Genomic DNA, 23,684 nt, shown 5'->3' with positions numbered 1-23,684 from the left:
TGGCTGCATGGCCAAGGAGAAATCGGATGCTCTTCGCCCGTCTCGTCCTGCTGGTCCAGGCTCTGGTCTGGGGTGGCCTGGGACTGCTCTACTGGATTCGCCCCTACGAAATGGCCAACCTCAGCGGCATGCTACTGATGGAGCCGTCCTCGGTAAGCGATGCCCGCGTCTTCTACGGCGGCCACCAGTTCGCCCTCGCGCTGTTCCTGGTCTTCGCCCTGCGTCGGCGCCTGCTGGTGAGGCCGGCGCTGATCCTGGTGATCCTGGTGCAACTCACCCTGACCCTGTCGCGCCTGCTCATCGCCTGGACCGAAGGCGGCATGGAATGGGACGCGCAACTGGCCGGCGTAGTCTACCGCGGGGTGATCTCGGCGCTGGCGATATTCGCCCTCTATTGGCTCGAGCGGCAGTCGCGCAATCGCCAGGTGGTGGTGCGTGAGGAGCAGGAGCCGGAGGAACGCAAGGCGGACTTCGAAGGGCTCTGAGCTTCGGATGAGTGGCGACGCCCAGATGCAGCGCCGCTGCCGGGCCGCCCCCGCTCCGTGCTATCGTATTGATTTTGCGGTAGTAGCAGCGGAGTCAGCATGAAGTTCGTCCATCAGCGTGAACACCTCAACGAAGGCGACCTGGTCGTCATCGAGTGCTCCATGACCTGCAACATCCGCCTGATGACCGACGCGAACTTCCGCAGCTTCAAGAATGGCGGCCGTCACTCCTACCACGGCGGCGCGTTCGACCGGTTCCCGGCCAAGATCAAGGTGCCCACTACCGGCAACTGGAACATCACCATCGACACCGTCACCCGCCGTGCCATCAGTGTCACGCGCAAGGCCGACTTCAAGTACAGCATCAAGTTCGTGCGCAAGTCGCCGTCGAACTTCAGCTGATCCTCAGTTCCCCGGCCCATTCATTGGTGCGCGGGGAAATCCTTCAGCAGGCGGGCGATGCCTTCGTCCACGGCCTGCTGGGTGATCTTCGGGTCGTGCAGCTGACGCGCCACTTGCGCCTGGTACAGCACCTGGCCGGTAGCCTCGTCGAGAATCCTCAGCGCCAGGCGCGCCTGTTCCTGATCGGTGAACTGGGTCTGGGTCATCACGCCTGCACTGGTCGCCACCGGCCGCTGGACGATGCCGGTCTGGCTGTCCAGGCCGACGGCATAGATCACCCGCAGCTCTGCCGAGTTTTCCTGGTAGTGGTAGCCCTTGGCTTCCAGCGCGCGGCGCACGGCGAGATCGAAGCGATCTTCGAGGTCTTCGCGGTGGCCCTGCGCGCGCACGGCCTGGATGAAGAAGGTGCTTTGCCGGCCATTGGCGGCGGGGGAGACGCTGATATCGGCAGGGTCGCTACCGGCGCAGGCACTCAGCAGCAGGAACAGCAGGGGAAGGATCAGGCGGGACATGGGCGTGCCTCTTGTCGTTGTTCCGCAAGCCTAGCTGCAGAAAACCGAGGCGCCGCCCAACCCTAGGTTGGGCGGCCCGTGCTCGAGGTCGGTGCTCAGCGGCGGGTCAGCAGCACGCCGGCTTCCATGTGGTGGGTGTAGGGGAACTGGTCGAACAGGGCGCAGCGGCTCACCTGGTGGGTGTCGTGCAACTGGGCGATGTTCTGCGCCAGGGTCTCCGGGTTGCAGGAGATATAGAGGATGTTGTCGAAGCGCCGGGTCAGCTCGCAGGTGTCCGGGTCCATGCCGGCGCGCGGCGGATCGACGAACACGCTGCCGAACGCGTAGGACTTCAGATCGACATCGGCCAGGCGGCGGAACGGGCGTACGTCGTTGAGCGCCTGGGTCAGCTCCTCGGCGGAGAGCCGCACCAGGGTCACGTTATCCACAGTGTTGTCGGCCAGATTGGCCAGGGCGGCGTTCACCGAGGTCTTGCTGATCTCGGTGGCCAGCACCTTGCGCACGCGGGTGGCCAGCGGCAGGGTGAAGTTGCCATTGCCGCAGTACAGCTCCAGCAGGTCGTCATCGCGCTGGCCCAGGGCTTGGTAAGCCCAGTTGAGCATCTTCTGGCAGACCTCGCCGTTGGGCTGGGTGAAGGCGCCCTCCGGTTGGCGGTAGCGGAAGGTGCGGCCGGCAACGGTCAGTTCTTCACTCACATAGTCACGGCCCACCACCAGGCGCTTGCCACGGGAGCGGCCAACGATGCTCACACCCAGTTCGGCCGCCAGCTTCTCGGCGGCGACTTGCCAGGCTGCATCCACCGGGCGGTGGTAGCACAGGGTGATCAGCGCATCGCCCGCCAGGGTGGTAAGGAATTCCACCTGGAACAGCTTGTGGCCCAGCGTCGGCTCGGCCCAGGCGGCCTTCAGGCGCGGCATCAGCTCGTTGATGCGCTGGCTAGCGATGGGGAATTCCTCGATCAGGATCGGCGTGTGCTTGTCGCCCTGCTCGAACATCGCGTAGTGACGCGCCTCGCCCTCGCGCCACAGGCGGAACTCGGCGCGCAGGCGGTAATGCTCGCGGGGCGAATCGAACACCTCCGGTTCCGGCGCGGCGAAAGGCGCCAGCAGCTCGCGCAGGCGCGCGGCCTTGTCGGCCAATTGACTGTCGTATTGGGAGGGATCGAAACGCGGACTGCTCATGGGACGGGTAACTCGTGTAGTCGGCGGCATTTGATGGGTATCGCTGCGCTCCACGCCATCCTACGTTGTTCCCATTTGTAGGATGGGTGGAGCGCAGCGATACCCATGCCGCGAAAGTAAAATCAGGCGTTGAACCAGCCCAGCTTGATCACGAACAGAATCGACAGGATCACCAGCGCCGGGTTCAGCTCGCGGAAGCGGCCGGACAGCAGCTTGCAGGCAGTCCAGGTGATGAAGCCGAAGGCGATGCCGTTGGCGATGGAGAAGGTCAGCGGCATGGCCAGGGCGGTCACTACCACCGGGGCGGCGACGGTCAGGTCGTCCCAGTCGATCTCGGCCAGGCCCGAGGCCATCAGCACGGCGACGAAGAACAGGGCCGGCGCGGTGGCGAAGGCCGGGACGTTGCCCGCCAGCGGCGCGAAGAACAGCGCCAGCAGGAACAGCAGGGCGACCACGATGGCGGTCAGGCCGGTGCGGCCGCCAGCGGAAACGCCCGCCGCCGACTCGATGTAGCTGGTGGTGGTAGAGGTGCCCAGCAGCGAGCCGACCATGGCGGCGGAGCTGTCGGCGATCAGCGCGCGGCCCATCTTCGGCATGTGCCCGTCCTTGCCCATCAGGCCGGCGCGCTTGGCCACGCCGATCAGGGTGCCGGAGTTGTCGAACAGGTCGACGAAGAGAAAGGCGAAGATCACGCTGAACAGGCCGATGTCCAGCGCGCCCTTGATATCCAGCTGCAGGAAGGTCGGCGCCAGCGACGGCGGCATCGATACCACGCCGCCGAACTGGGAGACGCCGATGGCGATGGAGATGAAGGTGACGACCAGAATGCCGATCATCACCGCGCCGGTCACGCGGCGGGCTTCCAGGGCGACGATCAGGATGAAGCCGAGGATCGCCAGCAGCGGCGCGGGCTTGGCCAGGTCACCCATGCCCACCAGGGTGGCCTGGTTGGCGACGACGATGCCCGATTCCTTCAGCGCGATCAGCGCGAGGAACAGGCCGATGCCGGCGGCGATCGCCGAGCGCAGGGCCAGCGGGATGCTGTTGATGATCCACTCGCGGATGCGGAAGATCGAAATGATGAAGAACATGCACGCGGAGAGGAACACCGCGCCGAGCGCCACCTGCCAGGTATGGCCCATGTGCAGGACCACGGTGTAGGTGAAGAAGGCGTTCAGGCCCATGCCGGGAGCCAGGGCGATCGGGTAGTTGGCGATCAGGCCCATGATGGCCGAACCGATGGCTGCGGCCAGGCAGGTAGCGACGAAGATCGCGCCCTTGTCCATGCCCGTCTCGCCGAGGATGCTCGGGTTGACGAAGAGGATGTAGGCCATGGTCAGGAAGGTAGTGATACCCGCCAGGATCTCGGTGCGCACATTGGTATTGTGCGCCTTGAGTTGGAACAGCTTTTCCAGCATGTTTGGCTCCCCGTGACGCTCTTGCGCCGTTATCGTTCTGGCCGGGAAAAGCAAGGTGCGTGCCCAGGTGGGCCGTGCGCCTTTTCTTGTGACCGGCAAAAGGCGCGCATGATACCAGCTTGCCCTGAGCCGGAGAATTTCTGACCGGACCGCCAGCATCCGTTCGTCTGCAAGCTTAGTCGCGGGTGCCGACCAAGGGAGTGCAACTTGTGCAACTGCTGTGGTCTGACTCTCCATAACCCTGGCCCGACCGGGTCGTCCTGTCCGATTCGTACTCGATGAAACGCTCTATTCCGATCCTTCTCGCCTCATTGTTGGGCGCCTGCGCCGGTGCGCCGCCGTCGGCCCCGCAACACACCTTCGACGTCCATGCGGTGGCCGAGAAGCCCACGGCCAGCACCCGCACCCTGGCTGACCCGCAGGGCAAGGCCGTGCTACTGGAAACCCACCCGGTGCTGACCCAGCACGACGTGCAGCGAGCCGAGCTGGCCAGCGTCGCCGACGGCAAGCCGGCAGTGCGAGTGCGCTTCACGCCCGAAGCCAGCCAGCGCCTGGCGAAGCTGGCCGAGGAAGAGCAAGGCAAGGCCCTGGCGGTGGTGATCGATGGGCAACTGCGCCTGCTACCCAAGGTGACGCGTGTGGTGACGGATGGGCAGGTGATGCTCAAGGGCTTTGCCAGCCAGGTCGAGGCGGAGACGCTGGTGCGCCGGCTCAATGAACTGCGCGATGTGCCGGTGCAGCCGGAGCAGAAGTCAGGCGGGCAGCCATAGCCCGTCCTTTATGGGGCGTATCCCAGTGCAGGGCGAATAACCTGGGAGCCGGCGGCTCGGCGGCGGATAGCGCTGGCGCGTCATGCGCCCTACGAATCCTTATTTCTGTTACCGGTGCGCAGAGGATTTTCCGTAGGAGCGAGCTTGCTCGCGAACCGCACAACACGGGTGCCAGGCCGGAGCCTGTTCGCGAGCAAGCTCGCTCCTACAGGACTCAGCCACTTTCTCAGTGTGGCGGCCATGAAAAAGCCCGGTATCTGCCGGGCTTTTTTTATCGCGGTTCGCGGTTTGGGCTTAGGCGCCGTAGACCGGGAACTTGGCGCAGATGGCCTTGACCTTCTCGCGCACGCCGTCCACCACGGACTCATCGCCCATGTTGGTGAGGATGTCGCAGATCCAGCCGGCCAGTTCGCGGCACTCGGCTTCCTTGAAGCCGCGGGTGGTGACGGCCGGGGTGCCGATACGCAGGCCGGAGGTAACGAACGGGGAGCGCGGGTCGTTCGGCACGCTGTTCTTGTTCACGGTAATGAAGGCGCGACCCAGGGCGGCGTCGGCGTCCTTACCGGTGATGTCCTGCTTGATCAGGGACAGCAGGAACAGGTGGTTCTGGGTGCCGCCGGAAACCACGTCGAAGCCGCGCTCGATGAACACGCTGGCCATGGTCTGGGCGTTCTTCAGAACCTGCTGCTGGTAGGCCTTGAACTCGGGCTGCAGGGCTTCCTTGAAGCACACGGCCTTGGCGGCGATCACGTGCTCCAGCGGGCCACCCTGGGCGCCCGGGAAGACGGCGGAGTTCAGCTTCTTCTCGATCTCTTCGTTCTTGCGAGCGAGGATCAGGCCGCCGCGCGGGCCGCGCAGGGTCTTGTGGGTGGTGGTGGTGACCACGTCGGCGAACGGTACCGGGTTCGGGTAGACGCCAGCGGCGACCAGACCGGCCACGTGAGCCATGTCGACGAACAGGTAGGCACCGACCTTGTCGGCGATGGCGCGGAAGCGGGCGAAGTCCAGTACCTGGGAGTAGGCGGAGAAGCCGGCGACGATCATCTTCGGCTTGTGCTCGACGGCCAGGCGCTCGACTTCGTCGTAGTCGATCAGGCCGGCGTCGGTGATGCCGTACTGCACGGCGTTGTACAGCTTGCCGGAGGAGGAAACGCTGGCGCCGTGGGTCAGGTGACCGCCGTGGGCCAGGCTCATGCCCAGGATGGTGTCACCGGCCGACAGCAGGGCCAGGTAGACAGCGGCGTTGGCCTGGGAACCGGCGTGCGGCTGGACGTTGGCGTAGTCGGCACCGAACAGCTCCTTGGCACGGTCGATGGCCAACTGCTCGACGACGTCGACGTACTCGCAACCACCGTAGTAGCGCTTGCCCGGGTAGCCTTCGGCGTACTTGTTGGTCAGCACCGAACCCTGGGCTTCCATCACCGCCGGGCTGGTGTAGTTCTCGGAGGCGATGAGCTCGATGTGCTCTTCCTGGCGCTGGGCTTCCTGCTCCATCGCGGCGAAGAGTTCTGCATCGTAGCGGGCGAGGGTCAAATCACGGCTGAACATGGCGGTCCTCTTAAGGATCGGGTGCTGGGGGAAAGGCGCGCATTCTAACCCAAGGCGCTGGTGCTGGCACATGAAAGGCGGTCATGTGGCTGACAAGCGGGGTTCAAGGCCAGCTGGCGTGCGGAAATGGGTGTAACGCCGATGGTGGGTTGGATGTAGGAGCGGACTTCGTCCGCGATCGCTTCCCGGCAGCTCCGAACCGGCCGGTGGCACATCGCGGACGGAGTCCGCTCCTACGCAAAGCCGAACATCGAGTCGATGGGTCAGCCCAACAGGAACAACGCGTTGCTGGCGAACAGCGCGGCGAACTGGTCGGCTGGCACCGGGCGGCCGAAGAGGAAGCCCTGCACCTCGTCGCAGCCGTGCTCGCGCAGGAACTCCAGCTGTTCGTGGCTCTCCACGCCCTCGGCGATCACCATCAGGTTCAGGCTGTGGGCCATGGCGATGATGGCGCGGGCGATCTGCGCGTCCTGCTCGCCGTGGGGCAGGCCGTCGACGAAGCTGCGGTCGATCTTCAGCACATCGATGGGGAACTGCTTGAGGTAGTTGAGCGAGGAGTAGCCGGTGCCGAAGTCGTCCACCGCAATCGCCAGGCCCAAGCGTTTCAGCCCGGAAAGTATCTGCATCGCCTGGGAAACGTCGCTCATCAGGATGCTTTCGGTCAGTTCCAGTTCCAGGCACGCCGGGGCGATCCCGGTGTCTTCGAGGATGCCGGCGATGCGCTCGCCCAACTGGCCGTCGGCGAACTGCCGGGCCGAGAGGTTCACGGAAATCTTCGGCACCCGCACCTTGTCGCGGTGCCAGGCGCGCAGTTGCAGGCAGGCCTGCTCCAGCAGCCAGTCGCCGACCTGGGCAACCAGGCCGAGCTCTTCCAGCACCGGAATGAATTCCGCCGGCGGGATCAGCCCGCGCTTGGGATGCTGCCAGCGCAGCAGCGCCTCGGCGCCGGTCAGGCGGCGGCCGTCGCCGGTGAACTGCGGCTGGTAGTGCAGGACGAATTCGTGCAGTTCGATGGCGCGGCGCAGGTCGCTTTCCAGTTCCAGGCGTTCCAGGGCGCGGGCGTTCATCTCGGCCTGGTAGAACTGGAAGTTGTTCTTGCCCATTTCCTTGGCGTGGTACATCGCCGTGTCGGCGTTCTTCATCAGTTGGCTGAGCTCGGCGCCGTCCTGCGGCGAGAGCGCCACGCCGATGCTGGCGGTGACGAAGAACTCGCGGCCTTCCAGGGTGAAGGGGCGGGCGAGGCTGGAGAGAATCTGCTCGGCCACCTGGATCGCCTGGCGGAGCGCCTTCTCGCGGTCCTTCTGGCCTGGCAGCAGCAGGGTAAACTCGTCGCCGCCCATGCGCGCCACGGTGTCGTCATCGCTGACGCAATGGCTCAGGCGCTCGGCCACTTCCTTGAGCATGCGGTCCCCCGCGGCGTGGCCGAGGGAGTCGTTGATCGGCTTGAAGCGGTCGAGGTCGAGGAACATCAGCACGACCCACTGCTGGTGCCGTTCGGCCTGCAGCAGGGCGGTGTGCAGGCGGTCCTGGAACAGCGTGCGGTTGGGCAGGTGGGTCAGGGCGTCGTAGTAGGCCAGGCGGTGGATGCGTCGCTCGCTGGCCTTGCGTTCGCTGATGTCGCTGAAGAAGCAGACGAAGCTGACCAGGTCGCCTTCCTCGTCGTGCACCGCGGTGATGCCGACCCAGCTCGGGTACAGCTCGCCGCTCTTGCGCTTCTGCAGGATCTCGCCTTCCCAGCTGCCGCTCTTGCGCAGGCTTTCCAGCACGTGCTTGAGCTGATTGGCTTCCTGGCGGTCGGCGGTGAGCAGGCGCGGCAGCTGGTCGAGCACTTCCTCGGCGGAATAACCGGTGAGGCGGCTGAAGGAGTCATTGATCTGCACGATGTAGCCGGCGGGGTCGGTGACCATGATCGCCGCCGTGGAGTGCTCGAACACCGTTGCGGCCATGCGCATTTCGCGCTCGGCGCGGCGTTGCTGGCTGACGTCGCGGGCGACGCCGAGCAGGCCTTCGAAGCGGCCGTGGTCGTCCCACATCAGGGCAATGCGCAGCTCCACGGGAATCTTGTGGCCGTCGGCGTGCAGGCAGTCGAGGCTGAACAGCTGCGGCTCGGCGCTCTCGCGCAGTTCGGCCAGGCGCTTGGGCTCGCCGATGGCGCCCTGCACACGGTTCAGCAGTTCTTCCAGGCGCTCCAGCTGCGCCGGGTTGGCGGCTATCGGCTGGAAGCCGTTGGCCAGCACCCACTCGGGACTGTAGCCGAACACCTGCTGGATCGACGGGCTGATGTAATTGAGCTTGACCTGGGCGTCGGTGGAGAGGATCACGTCGCTGATGCTCTCGGCGAGCATGCGGTAGCGGCGGCCGCTCTCGCGCAGGGAGTTGTGCGCCTCGACCGTGTCGGTGATGTCCTTGGCCACGCCGATGAGCCGCGCCACACGGCCGGAAACGTCGCGGGTGAAAGCCTGCTCGCGGATATCGAACCAGTGCCAGTTGCCGTCGCGGTGGCGCCAGCGCAACTGGCTGTCCAGCAACAGGCCGTCGCCCACCACCTGCTGCAGGTTGCGCACGCGCCAGTAGTACTCGACGTCGTCCGGGTGCAGCACCTTCTCCCAGAAGCGCTCGCCCATCTCGCGCAGTTCGTCGCCGCTGTAGCCGAGCTGGTGGCCAAGGTTGTGGTTGCTGAAAGTCACCCGGCGCGCGGCGATGTCGTGGATATAGAGTGTATCGGGTACCGCGCGCACCGCGTCGGACCAGAACTTCTCGCGTTCGATCAGCGACAGCTCGACCTGTTTGCGGCTGGTGATGTCCGACAGGCTCAGGGTCACGGCGTGGAAGTCCTGGATCATCTCCGGCACGCGCAACTGCAGCCACAGGTGGCGCTGCTCGCCCTGGCGGGTGTGGATGCAGGCTTCCAGCTCGACCATGCCCTGGCCGTGCAGCACGGCTTCGAGCACCTTGCTGCGCACGCCGTCGGGGCGCATGCCGGCACTGCCGACGAGGATCTGCCAGGCCTGCTCGGTAGTGCTCACGCCCATCAGGCGCTTGGCAACGTTGTTGATCTCGGTGATGCGCACCTGGCGCAGCAGCCAGGGCAGGCGCTCGGGCTGCGAGGCGATCCACTCGCGCAGGTCGCTCTGCCGGCGCAGGTTGAGGTCCACCAGGCTCTGGCGCAGGGCGGAGAGGTCGAGCACACAGAGTGCGACGCCAACGCCATCGAAGATGTCCTGGTAGCGCCGGCGGGTCTCCTCGAGGATGTGCAGCGCCTGCTGCTCCTCGGTGACGTCGCGCAGTACCCAGACCTGTCCGCCCTGGGGCAGGTTGCCGCGCAGCACCCAGGTCTGCTCCGGCGCCAGCGGGCTGTCGTCCAGCGAATGGTGGCTGACGGCGAACAAGCGAGCCTGACCGGTATCGTTGACGCGGACCAGTTCGGAGCTGCTGTCCGCCGAGGTATCGCTGCCATGCAGCAGACCGCCCAGGCCGGGCAGCAGCTCCAGCAGGTGATGCTCGCCGGCCTTGTCGGCGCTGATGCCGAACAGTTGCTCGGCCTGCGGATTGAGGTAGGCGAGGCGGCCGTCGGCGCGGGTCACCAGCACGCGCTCGTCGATGGCGCCGAGGGCTTGCGCGGCCTGGCGCAGGCTCTGCTGCGACTCCACGGTCAGCGCCCGCAGGTTCTGCTGCTCGCGTTGCAGGCGCAGCAGGGCGGCGCCGGCAATGCCCGCCAGCACCAGCAATAGCGCCAGCTCGCCGCCCAGGCGCGGGAGCAGGGTGGCGCGGATCTGCCGGTCGTCGAATTGCGGGAGCAATCGCCAGTCGGTGTTCTGGATCTCCAGGCCATCCAGGCTCTGCGCCTGCTCCAGCGGCGAAGCCGCGGACAGCGGGCCGGGGCGCAGGCCACTGGAGCGGCCGAGGACCTTCTGCTGGACATCGTCCAGCAGAATCCAGTCCGGCGACTCGGGGCGGATCTGTTCCGCCCAGCCGCGCCGGGCGACCTTCTCGTCGAGACGGATGATGCTGTCGCCTTCGCCCGGTTCGGTGGCCTTCAGCCAGACATAGAAGTGGCCGCCGTTTTCCTCGCTGAACGCATAGTGATAGGCCTGCCGTGCGCTGCGCTGGCGCAGGGCCTCGATGAACGCGCCGTCCTTGAGACCGCTGGCGGAGTCCTGCACGGATACGCCGTTGGCGTCCAGCCGCACCAGGCTGTGGAAGGACGGGTAGATGTGCTTGAGGCCGGCGATCAGCGGTGCGTGGCGATCACCGTGTTCGCGGTCCTGTTCCTGCTGCAGCAGGGCCTGGGCCGCCACCGCCTTGAGCTCCAGGGTCAGGGAAATCCGCTGGGCCATCTGTTCGCCGTGCAGCACCACCCGCTCACGCTCGAAGCGTTCCTGGCTGCGGAACTCCTGATGCAGTTGCCAGCCCAGCAGGCCGAGCATGAACAGCACCAGCAGCACCAGCGCGGTCCGGGTCGCCACGCGGCCAGGCCTGGCCAGGGCGTCCGGAGGAAGACGGGGGAAAATAGACAAGGACTTAAGGACCCGGGGCGATACGGCTGAATTCGGCGCAGGCTAGGATGCCCGGAAAGGCGGCGAAGTGCCAGTATGGCCGACGAGCGTCGTTTGCCCTTCCCGATTCATTCCGGTAGCTTTGCCGCACGCGCGCGTGATGTACGGCCAAAGTTCGGGGCATAAAGTACATCCCCGCAGAGTCTCGCGCGAAGGGCCGTCCATCGGCCGTTCGCGCCCTTCGGTGGCCCGCAGTGCCGCCGTTCCGGCCCCAAGTGCCGGCGGTGCCGTCGTCAGTTCCGGCCATCCCGATCACAATTCATCCCAGAAGTCAGGTATCCATGGCTCAATACGTCTACACCATGCACCGGGTCGGCAAGGTCGTGCCGCCCAAGCGTGAAATCCTCAAGAACATTTCCCTGTCGTTCTTCCCCGGCGCCAAGATCGGCGTGCTCGGCCTGAACGGCGCGGGTAAATCCACCCTGCTGCGCATCATGGCCGGCGTCGACACCGAGATCGAAGGTGAAGCCCGTCCGATGCCCGGTATCAACGTCGGTTACCTGCCGCAGGAGCCCAAGCTCGACCCGCAGGCTACCGTGCGCGAGATCGTCGAAGAGGCCGTTGGCCAGATCAAGCAGGCCCAGGCCCGCCTGGACGAGGTCTACGCCGCCTACGCCGAGCCGGACGCCGACTTCGACGCCCTGGCCGCCGAGCAGGCCAAGCTGGAGGCCATCCTCCAGGCTTCCGACGGCCACAACCTCGAGCGCCAGCTGGAAGTCGCCGCCGACGCCCTGCGTCTGCCGCCGTGGGACGCCAAGATCGAACACCTCTCCGGTGGTGAGAAGCGCCGTGTGGCCCTGTGCCGCCTGCTGCTGTCCGCGCCGGACATGCTGCTGCTGGACGAACCGACCAACCACCTGGACGCCGACTCGGTCGCCTGGCTGGAACACTTCCTCCACGACTTCCCGGGCACTGTGGTAGCGATCACCCACGACCGTTACTTCCTCGACAACGTCGCTGGCTGGATCCTCGAGCTGGACCGTGGCCAGGGCATTCCGTTCGAAGGCAACTACTCCGGCTGGCTGGAATCCAAGGCCAACCGCCTGGCTCAGGAAGCCAAGCAGGAGGCTTCCCACGCCAAGGCCATGAAGGCCGAACTGGAGTGGGTGCGCCAGGGCGCCAAGGCTCGCCAGTCGAAGTCCAAGGCCCGTCTGCAGCGCTTCGAGGAAATGCAATCGCAGGAATTCCAGAAGCGCAGCGAGACCAACGAGATCTATATCCCGGCCGGTCCGCGCCTGGGCGACAAGGTCATCGAGCTGCACAACGTCAGCAAGGGCTACGGTGATCGCCAGCTGATCGATGATCTGTCGCTGAGCATTCCCAAGGGCGCCATCGTCGGCGTGATCGGCGGCAACGGCGCGGGTAAATCGACCCTGTTCCGCATGCTGACCGGCAAGGAGCAACCAGACTCGGGCACCATCGAGATCGGTGAAACCGTGCAGATCGCCAGCGTTGACCAGAGCCGCGAAATCCTCGACGGCAACAAGACCGTATGGGAACAGGTGTCCGACGGCTTCGAGCAGATCAAGATCGGCAACTATGAAGTCCCGTCGCGCAGCTACGTCGGTCGCTTCAACTTCAAGGGCGGCGACCAGCAGAAGTTCGTCAAGGACCTCTCCGGTGGTGAGCGTGGCCGTCTGCACCTGGCCCTGACCCTGAAGCAGGGCGGCAACGTGCTGCTGCTCGACGAACCGTCCAACGACCTCGACGTGGAAACCCTGCGTGCGCTGGAAGAAGCGCTGCTGGACTTCCCCGGCGCCGCCATCGTGATTTCCCACGATCGCTGGTTCCTGGACCGCATCGCGACCCACATCCTCTCCTACGAGGACGACGGCAAGGTGGTCTTCTTCGAAGGCAACTACACCGAGTTCGAAGCCGATCGCAAGAAGCGCCTGGGCGACGCGGCCTCGCAGCCGCACCGCGTGCGCTACAAGAAGCTGGCGTAAGCCACTTCGCCATGAAAACGGGGCCTTCGGGCCCCGTTTTTTTTGCGTCTTTTCCGGAGCGGGTCAGCGACTGCGCTTGAGATCGTCCAGGGTGCGCCGCTGCTCCTCCAGCTGGCGCTGCAGTGTGTCGATTTGCCGCGCCTGGTCCTGCAGCGTGCGCTGCTGCTCTTCCAGCTGCCGCGACATGCGTTGCAGGTCGTCGGTGCTGAAGTTCGACTTGTGGATCACTTCGCTGTCGAATGTATCCGCTACCACCAGGGCGCCGGACTCGGTGAAGTTGCCCAGTTTCATGGCCGCCTGGGCGGGCAGGGCGAAGGCACAGGTGAGAGCGACGAGAAGCGCGAGCGGGCGTGCGGGCATCGGAAGCATCCTGATGGGAGGTTGTTTGAGTGCAACTGTCTATTGATTTTGTATACAAGAATCTGTTTTTCTGCGGGTCCGGCAGAAGTGGGATTTATATTTTTGCACCATAAAGATTCATAAAAGCGTCACGCTGCACTATCTCGGGGCGGCGTGGATTGCTAGAGTCTGCCGGCAAAAAGCATCACATAACCAGAAAAGTACCGGTGTAGACATGACGCAATCCGTTGACTCGTTCCTCGAGCGCCTCAAGCGGCGCGACCCCGATCAGCCCGAGTTCCACCAGGCGGTGGAAGAGGTGCTGCGCTCCCTCTGGCCCTTCCTCGAAGCCAATCCGCACTACCTGCAAGCCGGCATCGTCGAACGCATTGTCGAGCCCGAACGGGCGATCCTGTTCCGCGTACCGTGGGTGGATGACGCCGGGCGAGTGCGGGTCAACCGTGGTTTCCGCATCCAGATGAGCAGCGCCATCGGCCCGTACAAGGGCGGCCTGCGCTTCCATCCCTCGGTGAACCTGGGGGTGCTGAAGTTCCTGGCCTTCGAGCAGGTGTTCAAGAACTCCCTGACCTCCCTGCCCATGGGCGGCGGCAAGGGCGGCTCGGACTTCGATCCGAAGGGCAAGAGTGACGCCGAAGTCATGCGCTTCTGCCAGTCGTTCATGAGCGAGCTGTTCCGCCACGTCGGCGCGGACCTCGACGTGCCGGCCGGCGACATTGGTGTGGGCGCCCGCGAGATCGGCTATCTATTCGGCCAGTACAAGCGCCTGTCCAACGAGTTCACCTCGGTGCTGACCGGCAAGGGCATGTCCTACGGCGGCAGCCTGATCCGTCCGGAAGCCACCGGCTACGGCTGCGTGTACTTCGCCCAGGAGATGCTCAAGGCCCGCGAGAGCGGCTTCGACGGCCAGCGCGTGGCAATCTCCGGTTCCGGCAACGTGGCCCAGTACGCTGCGCAGAAGGTCATGGAACTGGGCGGCAAGGTGATTTCCCTGTCCGACTCCGAAGGCACGCTGTTCTTTGAAGCTGGCCTGACCCTGGAGCAGTGGGAGGAAGTCATGGAGCTGAAGAACGTCCGTCGTGGCCGCCTCAGCGAGATGGCCGGCCCCGGCCTGCGTTTCATTGCCGGCGAACGCCCCTGGTCGCTGGCCTGCGATATCGCACTGCCCTGCGCCACCCAGAACGAGCTGGACGCCGCCGACGCGCGCACCTTGCTGGCCAACGGCTGCATCTGTGTGGCTGAAGGCGCGAACATGCCGTCGACCCTGGAGGCTGTGGATATCTTCCTCGAGGCCGGCATCCTCTACGCGCCGGGCAAGGCTTCCAACGCCGGCGGCGTCGCCACCAGCGGCCTGGAGATGAGTCAGAACGCCATGCGCCTGCTGTGGACCGCCGGTGAAGTGGACCAGCGCCTGCATGGCATCATGCAGAACATCCACCATGCCTGCGTCGCCTACGGCGAGGAGAATGGCCGGATCAACTACGTGAAGGGTGCCAACATCGCCGGCTTCGTCAAGGTTGCCGACGCGATGCTGGCACAGGGCGTGGTCTGACCGTTCCCCGGCTATGAAAAACGGGCCCGAAGGGCTCGTTTTTTTTGCGGTCTATCTGAGAGCTGGGGTGAAGGCCGACCAGAGCGCAGAGCGTACTTGTAGGAGCGAGCTTGCTCGCGGACAGTCCCCGGCGCGATCCGGGAAATCTGTGCCGATACTTCCCCTCACCCCAGCCCTCTCCCATAGGGAGAGGGAGCTGTCCGTGCCGGCTGACGCATGGTTACCTCCCGCACCGAATAATCCCCTCTCCCTTTGGGAGAGGGCCGACCAGAGCGCAGAACGTACTTGTAGGAGCGAGCTTGCTCGCGAACCTCTCGACGCCGGCGTGGGGCTGTTCGCGAGCAAGCTCGCTCCTACAGGTTCGGCGTCGAACCGATCAATCCACCGGCTTCGGCGTAGTTGCCGTGCTTGGCGGCAGCAGTGGGTACTCCACCTTCGGCTGCTTGCCGGTGGCGGTCTTGAGGAAGGCGACGATGTCGCCGACTTCTTCCGCGTTGAGCTGCTTGCCCAGTTGCGCGGTGCCCATGATCGCTACCGCTTCTTCCAGATCCCACACCTGTCCGCTATGGAAATACGGTGCGGTCAGGGCGATGTTGCGCAGCGGCGCGGAACACGTACTGGTCATTCTGCGTCTTGGTCACTTCGAAACGCCCCTTGTCGCCGGTGGGGAGGATCTTGCCATCGGGCTTCTTCACCAGCCCGAACGGGAAGTAGGCCTGGCCGCCCAGGTTCACGCCGTTGTGGCAACTGATGCAGCCGGCGCTCATGAAGGTCTGCAGGCCTTTCTTCTCCTTGGCGTCGAGGGCGTTGTCATCGCCCTTGAGATAGAGGTCGAAACGCGAGTCCGGAGTGATCAGGGTCGACTCGAAAGCCTGCAGTGCGCGGGCCATGTTGTCGAAGCTGACCGCTTGCTTGTCGCCGGGGAAGGCCTTTTCGAAGGAGGCGACATATTCCGGCATGCTGCGCAGGGTGGCCTCGACGTTCTTCGGTGTGTTGTGCATCTCCACCGGGTTCTGCACCGGGCCCTTGGCCTGTTCCTCCAGGTCCTTGGCGCGGCCGTCCCAGAACTGCGCGACGTTGAATACCGCGTTGAACACGGTAGGCGAGTTGCGTGCACCTTTCTGCCAGGCGTGGCCGCTGGAGGCGGGCACGTTGTCGGCGCCACCGGTGCCGATGTTGTGGCAGGTGTTGCAGCTGATCACATGGCTGGAGGACAGGCGTGGCTCGAAGAACAGTTGCCGCCCCAGTTCGATCTGGTTGGGATCGAGCTTGTCGCTGGCCTGCTCCGGGATGGGGTTGAAGATGCTGTTGGCGCTGTCGCGCAGGGTGTCGGCATGTGCTTGTGCCGCTGCCGTGCTCACGGCCAGCAGCAAGCTGCCCAGGGCCAGTTTGAGGGGCTGCATGTGGAGTCTCCTTGTCTCAGGCTTTTGATTTCTTCTGAGTTCAAGGAGAGGCCAGGCGGGCAAGGCCCGGCTTGACCGAAGTCAAGCGGGCGTCCCTGAGCGGGTGCGGACGGTTGCCGCAGCGGTCAGTTGCCGCGCAGGGCCCGTCCCAGCGCGCGGTCCTTCTGTTCCTCCCAGTCGCGGTCCCGGTCGCTGTTGCGCTGTTCCTCGTACTGCTGGCGCTCCTGGCTCACGCGCATGGCCTGGCATTGTTGGAAGCCGTCATTCCAGCCCAGCGCGTACTTCGGTTCGTCCAGGTAGCGCGGCACGTCCTTGCGGAACTCGCCGGTGATGGCACCGGCTGCCTGGCGCCCGCTGCCGCAGCCGTCGTCATAGCCGTCGGCGTAGGCGGGTGGGTAGCCTTGGGCGATGAGGGTTTCATGGGTCGTTGCGCAGCCGCCGAGCAGCGCGGCGCAAAGCAGGATGAGGGTGGCGCGCGGCGCCATGGAGACTCCCGTGTGCCGGGTAGGCGGGCACACGCGCCGGATAGGGTGACTGGACGGCACTCTATCCAGCGTTTGGTGAGGAAAGCGTCAAGCGGGCGTGATACGGATGTGCTGGCCGCCTGCCACGCGTGCCTGGCACTCGATGCGCACCGGCAGGAAGGCTTCGACTACTGCGCGGCTGCTCAGCAGATGATCGCTCAATGCTGGCGTGGTGAAGCTGCCGCCGCCGGCCAGTGCCATCGGTAGCAGCAACTGGTCGGCGAGGTGTTCCTCTACGCTGGTGCCGCTGCTGCGCCAGTCTTCGGCCTGGCGCAACGCCTGGCTGGCGACGCGCTCGGCGCTGACGCCGGCTTGGCCGAAGGCGCAGAACACCAGGCTCAGTTGCTCGCACTCGATTTCCAGCAGCAATGCATTGCCCGGGCCCTGGTCCTCCGGCAGGCGGACGACCTGAACGGAAGCGGCGTGCCAATCCTTATGTCGCTTCACTTTCTCCAGTTCGCGATCCGCCACATGACCGGGGATGGCGGCCAGCAGGGCACGGGCCGAGCGTGAGCGTTCGGCACCGGCTTCCGGCAGGTGCAGCGGCTGCAACTCGGCTGGCTCCATTCGTACTCGCAGCTCACCGCCTCCAGCGGGCATGAAGCCATGGCGCAGCAGCTCGAAGTCGACCTTCGCGCCCATGCGCCGCAGCAGCGGCAGCCAGCTGCGCTCGATGAAGTCCGCCGGCGGCGCCAGCGGGTTGTGCGTACCGCCGCTGATCGCCAGGCTGCTCGGCACATCGGCGAACAGCAGGGCCGGCAGCAGCGTCTGTAGCACCAGCACGGCGCTACCCGCGCTGCCGATGGCGAAGCGGTAGTCACCGCCGCGAATCGCGCCGGGGCGGAAGGTCAGGCTGCGCGAGCCCAGCTCGTCGCCTTGCACCGCCGCGCCACAGACTTCCGCCGCCGCGCGCACCGCCGTCAGGTGCTGGCGCAGCAACCCCGGCCGCGAGCGCCGGCCACGGATGTTGACGATACGCAGCGGCTTGCCGGTGATCATCGACAGGCTCAGCGCGCTGCGCAGTATTTGCCCGCCGCCGTCGGCGCCGTCGAGTTCGATCAGGTCCGTTTTCATCTTGCGTGTTCCCTAACTTGTTCGCGCAGGAAGCGATCCAGGCGCTCCGTGTCGTGGCAACCGCCTCGGGGCGCGCCAAGATTTTCCGCGCGTTGCAGCTCGTTCTCGATCAGCCGATGCAGGGCCGCGCGCGCCGGGCCGTATTCGGCCTCGACCGCCTGGCGCTTGAGCGCCAGCAGTTCCTCGACTTCGGCGCGCTGCGCGACATCGTCGAGAGTTGCCTCCATCAGTGTCTCGAAGACCATGGGCGGCATGCCCAGGCCCTGGTCGATCCAGCGCACCGCCAGCAAGGGTCGCAGCACGTAGAGGTACTTCTTGTAGCGAACCTCCTCGCCCTGCAGATAGCCACGGAAATTCTTCTTCGCCATCGACAGGTAGTGCGCTCGTGCAGCGGCGGGCGAGTAGAAGTCCTGCGCCAGTTGGCGCAGGCCCTCGGTCGCCGCCGATTCGCTGCGATATACCAGCGGTGAGTCCAGCCACTCCAGCAGCGTCGGGTTGGATTTGCGCAGCAGGCGCAGCGCCTTGCGCAATTCCCAACCGCTGAGGTCCAGCTCGTCGGTCAGCGGGCGCTCCAGCACGTCGCGTGGCTCGTCCACGCACAGGTACCAGTCCGGTTGCTGCACATAGACGAAGCGTACGTCGTAGTCGCTGTCCGGAGAGGCGAAGCCCCAGGCGCGGCTGCCCGATTCGCAGGCGTAGAGCACGGTGACGTTGTGCTCCTGTTCCAGTCTTTCCAGTTCCTCCAGGACGCGCTCACGCATGGCGGCGGGTAGTGGATGGCGGTCTTCCCTGTTCATGTCCTTGTTCCTTGTCTTGCAGTGGAGGCGGGCGGTTTGCGCCCGACTCGCTTTATCCCTTCACACACACCACCTGACGCAGGGTATGCAGCACTTCCACCAGCTCGCGCTGGGCGTCCATCACGGCATCGATGTCCTTGTAAGCCATCGGGATCTCATCGATCACGTCTTTGTCCTTGCGGCATTCGACGTGGGCGGTGGCGCGCACCTGGTCCTCGACGCTGAACAGCTTCTTGGCCTTGGTGCGGCTCATGGTCCGCCCGGCGCCGTGGCTGCACGAGCAGAAGGCTTCCTCGTTACCCAGGCCGCGGACGATGAAGCTCTTGGCGCCCATCGACCCCGGAATTATGCCGAGCTGGCCCTTCTGCGCGGACACCGCGCCTTTACGCGTTACCAATACCTCTTCACCGAAGTGGCGTTCCTTCTGCACATAGTTGTGGTGGCAGTTCACCGCTTCCAGGCTGGCCTCGAACGGCTTGCGAATGACTTGCCGCGCCGCTGCGATCACTGCGCGCATCATCAGCTCGCGGTTCTGCCGGGCGAAGTCCTGGGCCCAGCCCACGGCTTCCACGTAGTCGTCGAAGTGCTGGCTGCCTTCCTCGAAGTAGGCCAGGTCGCGGTCCGGCAGGTTGGCGATGTGCTGGCGCATATCGGCCTGGGCCAGTTCGATGAACAGGTTGCCGATGGCGTTACCTACGCCGCGCGATCCGCTGTGCAGCATGAACCAGACACGGTTGGCCTCGTCGAGGCAGACTTCGATGAAGTGGTTGCCGGTGCCGAGGGTTCCCAGGTGCTTGCGGTTGTTGGTTTTCTCCAGCTTCGGGTGCTTGTCGGTGATCACCTTGAAGCGCCCGGCCAGCGCCTTCCAGGCACCATCGGCGTGCTCGGGCACGTCCTCCCAGGCGCCCTGGTCGCGGCGGCCGAAGGTCTTGCCGTGGGGCACGGCCTTCTCGATGGCAGTGCGCAGGCCGTGCAGGTTGTCCGGCAGGTCCGAGGCCACCAGCGAGGTGCGCGCCGCGATCATCCCGCAGCCGATGTCCACGCCAACGGCGGCCGGGATGATGGCGCCTTTAGTGGGGATCACGCTGCCGATGGTCGAGCCCTTGCCCAGGTGTACGTCCGGCATCACGGCCAGGTGCTTGAAGATGAAAGGCATCCTTGCGGTGTTCATCAGTTGCTGCTTGGCGTCTTCTTCCACCGGTACGCCCTGGGTCCAGAGCTTGATCGGTTTGCCGTTGGCGACTTCCAGCAGTTGGAAGGTCTTGTTGCTCATGCTTCGATTCTCTGTTTGTTGAGGCCGGAAGCGGGTTGTGCCCGGCCATCGCGAATTCGTTTGTTCAGTCGGCAGGCGCGGCAGCGTATCGCCGTGGCAAACACCTGTCCCTGACAGTCTTCGTACCACCACTTCTGCTGGGCGGCGGTCCAGGTCTGTTCGGCGCCGCAGTCGTGGCAGATGAAGTGTTGGTCCTCGTACCAGCCGCGGCGCACGAATAACGGGTCGCCGTAGCTGTTATAGGGCGCCAGGTTCGAACGCGTGACCGGCAGGCTGCCGGGCGGTGCCAGGCGGCTTTCGGGGTGCCTGGCGTGCTCGGCCTTCCAGGCCTTGCGTCGCTCGCGCTTCTGGCGGATTTCCTGGCGGCGCTGCTTGTTGCTTTTCACGGTGCCGACTCCTGCGCCTGGCAGGCCCTCGTCAGGCCTGCTTCAGCGTAACCAGTCCATTCAATACCTGATCCAGGCCGCCGAATACCGAGATGCGGTCGATTCGTTCGGCCACCCGTTCCAGGGTTTCCAGTTCCTTCAGGCGCAGGGCGGTGGGGTTGTCTTCCATCACCTTGGCCGTGTTCAGCAGCGAGCGGGTCGCCGAGGTTTCTTCACGACGACGGATCACGTTCGCCTGCGCGGCCTTCTCCGCCTCCACCACCTGGGCCAGCAGGGTCTTCATCTCGCCCGGCAGGATGATGTCGCGAACGCCCAGGCCGCTGACCTCGATGCCGGTGCCCGGCAGCCGCTCCTTCAGGTAGGCGCTGACCGAGTCGTCGATGAACTGCTTGTTCTCCAGCAGCTCATCCAGCGAGCGGGTGCCCACCGCTGCGCGCAGGCCGAACTGCAGTTCGCGGTAGAGGTGCTCCAGTGGCTTGGACAGGCTGGAAAACGCCGTCAGCACGTCGCTGTAACGCCAGTTGGCGGCCAGATTCAGGCGCAGGCTCACCTTGTCGCGGGTGAGGATTTCCTGGCCGCTGACCTCCAGCGCCTGGATCCGCGTATCGATCAGTTCCACGCTGACCTGGCGGTTATAGCGCCAGAAGCCGTACTGGCCCGCCGGCAGCAGCTCGACCACCGCGCCATCGACCTTCAGCACACCGACCTGGTAGGCCGGCACCAGGGTTACCAGCAGTGCCTCGACACCGATCACGCTGCGGCCGCGCAGGTTGCCTTGCAGCTGCTGCAACAGCGACGCAGCGACGCGGTACTCCTGGCTCAGGTCGATGCGCTCCAGGCGCTGCTCGGTCTGGCCTTTCCAGTACAGCCGGCGGCTGCCCGGCGCGAGGATTTCCGCCAGTACACCGTCCTCGAAGCGCAGGCCGACCTCGTTCTCGGCCAGGTCCATGCGGCTGAAGTAGCGTTCGACCAGCGCAGGCTCCGACTGGCGCAGGTAGCCGGCCAGGCGGTGTTCGAACAGCGGGGTGTTCAGGCTGAAGGTTTCCACGCTCAGGCGGTTGTACAGGTCCAGGTAGCGGTGGATGCCCGGCTCGAGGATCGCCAGGAAATCGCCCTCGGAGTACAGCAGGCCGCGTTCGTTCTTCTTCACGGTAAAGCGCTTCAGCAGTTTCATCTCGTTGTCTTCCTTCTTCTCTTTGTCCTTGGGTGCCGGTGTTCGCCGGCCCGTCGGGTGGCGAGGCGGGGGCCTGCGAGAGCCAGGTACTGCGGACGTCCTGTCCATTGCGCCGAATCCATCGGCCAGCACCTGCCTTGTCGCGGGCCCGGTCCTCGTACCGGGCGGGCCGGCGGTGGCTTCGGGTCCCTGGCGTATCTGGCCTTCCTGGCCTCTTTGCGCCTATCCCGTCGCCCAACGGCGGGGTGTTGCTTTCATGAATAGCTGCCTTGACAGGGCAGTGTTCGAGCGGGAGTCGAACCCGCGACAGGCCATCCGAAAATGGCTGCTCTACCGGACTGAGCTATCGAACGGCGCGGGCAGGATTCGAACCTGCGACGGCTCCCTCGAAGGGGAGTGCTCTACCGGGCTGAGCTACCGCGCCATCGACCGTGACTGCTGCAGCGGCATGCACGAAGCCGACACCAGGGGTGGGCTCGGGCACCGGCGGGAGTTGAAGTCCCTGCCCGTGGGCTGCATCAGTGATGCGGTCGAGGGAGATATAGCGAGGGGCGTGCCAGGTTTGTTTTCGATGGCTGCGAAATATTTATAACTATTTGATAAATAAGCATTTAATTGTTTTTATCGGGCGACTTTTCGATTTCGTCGATTGGCTGAAGTGGCTATTTATGGATACTCTGGAATCGTTGTTTATCTTGATGGATAAAAGATGAAAGCCAAGAAAACCGTCGCCATCGGCTTCCTCGGTTCGACCCTGGATCGCGTCGGCAAGGGTGCCGCGCGCTGGCAGAAGTGGCGGCCGACGGTCGGGTTGTGCCAGCAGCAGGACTTGCTGATCGACCGCCTGGAGCTGATCCACGGCGTGGATGCACGGGATGCCAGCCTGGCCGAACGCATCGCCGCTGACGTGCGGCACATCTCCCCGGAAACCGAGGTGCGCCTGCAGCCCATGGCGCTGCGCAATCCGTGGGATTTCGAGGAGGTATACGGCGCGTTGCACGATTTCGTCGCTGGCTACAGCTTCGACACCGAACGCGAGGATTACCTGGTGCACATCACCACCGGGACTCACGTCGCGCAAATCTGCTGGTTCCTCCTGACTGAAGCGCGTTACCTGCCGGCGCGGCTGGTGCAGGCCTCGCCGTCGCGGCGCAAGGACGAGGCGCGGCAGCCGGAAGGGACAGTCGCGATCATTGATCTCGACCTGTCGCGCTATGACCGCATCGCCACGCGCTTCCGTCGTGAGCAGGAGGAGAGCCTGGCTTTCCTGAAGTCCGGCATTGCCACGCGCAACGCCGAATTCAACCGTTCCATCGAACAGATCGAGCGGGTTGCCGGGCGCTCCCGCGCGCCGATGCTGCTGATCGGTCCGACCGGTGCGGGCAAGTCGTTCCTTGCCCGCCGGGTGTACGAACTCAAGCGCGCACGTCACCAGTTCCAGGGACGCTTCGTCGAAGTGAACTGCGCGACATTGCGCGGCGACGGTGCCATGTCGGCGTTGTTCGGCCATATCAAGGGGGCCTTCACCGGCGCGCAGAACGCCCGTGAAGGCCTGCTGCGCGCGGCGGATGGCGGCATGCTGTTCCTTGACGAAATCGGCGAGCTGGGTCTCGACGAGCAGGCCATGCTGCTCAAGGCGATTGAAGAGAAGCGCTTCTTCCCGCTGGGTTCGGATCGCGAGGTGGGCAGCGACTTCCAACTGATCGCCGGGACCCACCGGGATCTGCGCGAGAGGGTGGCGCAGGGGCTTTTCCGCGAGGACCTGTTCGCCCGTATCAACCTCTGGACCTTCGATCTGCCGGGGCTGGCCGGACGTCGTGAGGACATCGAGCCGAACATCGACTTCGAACTGGAGCGCCACGCCCGCGAGCAGGGTCGCCTGGTGCGTTTCAACCGCGAGGCACGCACGCGTTACCTGGCCTTCGCCAACTCGGCGCAGGCCTTGTGGAGCGGCAACTTCCGCGAGCTGTCGGCGTCCGTCACACGCATGGCGACCCTGGCCGACAGCGGGCGCATCGACGAGACGCTGGTGGAAGAAGAGATCGGTCGACTACGCCGCTCCTGGGGTGCTGCCCAGGCGCAGAGCCCGCTGGACGGCCTGCTGGGAGAGCGCGGCGCAGCGCTGGACCTGTTCGACCGCCTGCAACTGGAAGCGGTGATCGATGTCTGCCGGCAGGCGCGCAGCCTGTCCGACGCCGGTCGCCAGCTGTTCGCCGTCTCGCGCCAGGAAAAGCAGAATCCCAACGACGCCGACCGCCTGCGCAAGTACCTGGCACGCTTCGGCCTGGATTGGCCCGGAATCACCGGCGGGGTGCGCTAGAATCGG

General features: G+C 65.2%; 18 protein-coding genes, 1 tRNA gene and 1 pseudogene. 6 read left to right on the top strand and 14 right to left on the bottom strand.

The features are described 5' to 3' along the window. Positions 1–26 precede the first annotated feature (26 nt). Positions 27–485: a DUF4345 family protein gene (locus L6D89_RS16070; RefSeq protein ID WP_236200451.1), complete on the top strand. Its 459-nt coding sequence runs from the start codon at positions 27–29 to the stop codon at positions 483–485. A 99-nt stretch (positions 486–584) separates the two neighbouring features. After that, on the top strand, positions 585–887 hold the full coding sequence (locus L6D89_RS16065; protein ID WP_236200450.1) for a DUF1883 domain-containing protein: 303 nt from the start codon (positions 585–587) through the stop codon (positions 885–887). A 20-nt stretch (positions 888–907) separates the two neighbouring features. Here L6D89_RS16065 and L6D89_RS16060 read toward each other — a convergent pair whose 3' ends face one another. From L6D89_RS16060 to L6D89_RS16050, 3 genes are all read right to left on the bottom strand, one after another. After that, positions 908–1,399 carry a DUF4136 domain-containing protein gene (locus L6D89_RS16060; protein ID WP_236200449.1) on the bottom strand — a complete coding sequence of 164 codons (492 nt, stop codon included), beginning with the start codon at positions 1,397–1,399 and terminating at the stop codon, positions 908–910. A gap of 95 nt (positions 1,400–1,494) precedes the next feature. Further along, on the bottom strand, positions 1,495–2,580 hold the full coding sequence (trmA, locus tag L6D89_RS16055) for a tRNA (uridine(54)-C5)-methyltransferase TrmA (protein ID WP_236200448.1): 1,086 nt from the start codon (positions 2,578–2,580) through the stop codon (positions 1,495–1,497). Positions 2,581–2,702: 122 nt separating this feature from the next. Further along, the gene (locus tag L6D89_RS16050) at positions 2,703–3,998 is read right to left on the bottom strand and encodes an NCS2 family permease (RefSeq protein WP_236200447.1); all 1,296 of its coding nucleotides are present in this window, start codon (positions 3,996–3,998) and stop codon (positions 2,703–2,705) included. A gap of 278 nt (positions 3,999–4,276) precedes the next feature. On the opposite strand from L6D89_RS16050, the gene L6D89_RS16045 reads away from it, so the two are divergent. Next, a complete protein-coding gene (locus tag L6D89_RS16045) occupies positions 4,277–4,768 on the top strand; it encodes a SecDF P1 head subdomain-containing protein (protein ID WP_236200446.1) in 492 nt (163 codons plus the stop codon). A gap of 294 nt (positions 4,769–5,062) precedes the next feature. Here L6D89_RS16045 and glyA read toward each other — a convergent pair whose 3' ends face one another. Continuing rightward, positions 5,063–6,316, bottom strand: coding sequence for a serine hydroxymethyltransferase (gene glyA / locus L6D89_RS16040; protein ID WP_024763060.1), 1,254 nt, complete (start codon positions 6,314–6,316; stop codon positions 5,063–5,065). 263 nt (positions 6,317–6,579) lie between these two features. Beyond that, positions 6,580–10,782: an EAL domain-containing protein gene (locus L6D89_RS16035; protein ID WP_373874959.1), complete on the bottom strand. Its 4,203-nt coding sequence runs from the start codon at positions 10,780–10,782 to the stop codon at positions 6,580–6,582. 371 nt (positions 10,783–11,153) lie between these two features. Between L6D89_RS16035 and ettA the strand changes: the two genes are divergently transcribed. Continuing rightward, positions 11,154–12,818, top strand: coding sequence for an energy-dependent translational throttle protein EttA (ettA, locus tag L6D89_RS16030; RefSeq protein ID WP_236200445.1), 1,665 nt, complete (start codon positions 11,154–11,156; stop codon positions 12,816–12,818). A gap of 63 nt (positions 12,819–12,881) precedes the next feature. Here the strand turns inward: ettA and L6D89_RS16025 are convergent, their stop codons facing one another. Beyond that, positions 12,882–13,178, bottom strand: coding sequence for a hypothetical protein (locus L6D89_RS16025; RefSeq protein WP_236200444.1), 297 nt, complete (start codon positions 13,176–13,178; stop codon positions 12,882–12,884). Positions 13,179–13,392: 214 nt separating this feature from the next. Between L6D89_RS16025 and gdhA the strand changes: the two genes are divergently transcribed. Then, complete coding sequence (gdhA, locus tag L6D89_RS16020; protein WP_236200443.1) at positions 13,393–14,727, top strand: NADP-specific glutamate dehydrogenase; 1,335 nt, start codon at positions 13,393–13,395, stop codon at positions 14,725–14,727. A 376-nt stretch (positions 14,728–15,103) separates the two neighbouring features. Here gdhA and L6D89_RS16015 read toward each other — a convergent pair. From L6D89_RS16015 to L6D89_RS15980, 8 genes and pseudogenes are all read right to left on the bottom strand, one after another. Then, positions 15,104–16,130, bottom strand: a pseudogene (locus L6D89_RS16015) (cytochrome-c peroxidase). A 125-nt stretch (positions 16,131–16,255) separates the two neighbouring features. Next, positions 16,256–16,615: a hypothetical protein gene (locus L6D89_RS16010; RefSeq protein ID WP_236200442.1), complete on the bottom strand. Its 360-nt coding sequence runs from the start codon at positions 16,613–16,615 to the stop codon at positions 16,256–16,258. Between the two features lie 87 nt (positions 16,616–16,702). After that, complete coding sequence (gene rtcA / locus L6D89_RS16005; protein WP_236200441.1) at positions 16,703–17,728, bottom strand: RNA 3'-terminal phosphate cyclase; 1,026 nt, start codon at positions 17,726–17,728, stop codon at positions 16,703–16,705. Then, on the bottom strand, positions 17,725–18,525 hold the full coding sequence (locus L6D89_RS16000) for a nucleotidyltransferase domain-containing protein (protein WP_236200440.1): 801 nt from the start codon (positions 18,523–18,525) through the stop codon (positions 17,725–17,727). The genes rtcA and L6D89_RS16000 overlap by 4 nt, the downstream gene beginning before the upstream one ends. Positions 18,526–18,577: 52 nt before the next feature. Then, the gene (locus L6D89_RS15995; protein ID WP_236200439.1) at positions 18,578–19,798 is read right to left on the bottom strand and encodes an RtcB family protein; all 1,221 of its coding nucleotides are present in this window, start codon (positions 19,796–19,798) and stop codon (positions 18,578–18,580) included. Then, on the bottom strand, positions 19,795–20,184 hold the full coding sequence (locus tag L6D89_RS15990) for a zinc-ribbon domain-containing protein (RefSeq protein ID WP_236200438.1): 390 nt from the start codon (positions 20,182–20,184) through the stop codon (positions 19,795–19,797). Before L6D89_RS15990 ends, L6D89_RS15995 begins: the two co-directional genes overlap by 4 nt. Positions 20,185–20,215: 31 nt before the next feature. After that, positions 20,216–21,358, bottom strand: coding sequence for a slipin family protein (locus L6D89_RS15985; RefSeq protein ID WP_236200437.1), 1,143 nt, complete (start codon positions 21,356–21,358; stop codon positions 20,216–20,218). A 351-nt stretch (positions 21,359–21,709) separates the two neighbouring features. Continuing rightward, positions 21,710–21,782: transfer RNA gene (locus L6D89_RS15980), tRNA-OTHER, on the bottom strand. A 285-nt stretch (positions 21,783–22,067) separates the two neighbouring features. Here L6D89_RS15980 and rtcR point away from each other — a divergent pair. Beyond that, positions 22,068–23,678: an RNA repair transcriptional activator RtcR gene (rtcR, locus tag L6D89_RS15975; protein ID WP_236200436.1), complete on the top strand. Its 1,611-nt coding sequence runs from the start codon at positions 22,068–22,070 to the stop codon at positions 23,676–23,678. The last annotated feature ends 6 nt before the right edge of the window (positions 23,679–23,684 follow it).

Source organism: Pseudomonas pseudonitroreducens, assembly GCF_021603645.1.
GTDB classification, from domain to species: Bacteria; Pseudomonadota; Gammaproteobacteria; order Pseudomonadales; family Pseudomonadaceae; genus Pseudomonas; species Pseudomonas pseudonitroreducens.
This window is presented reverse-complemented; position numbering and strand designations above follow the sequence as displayed.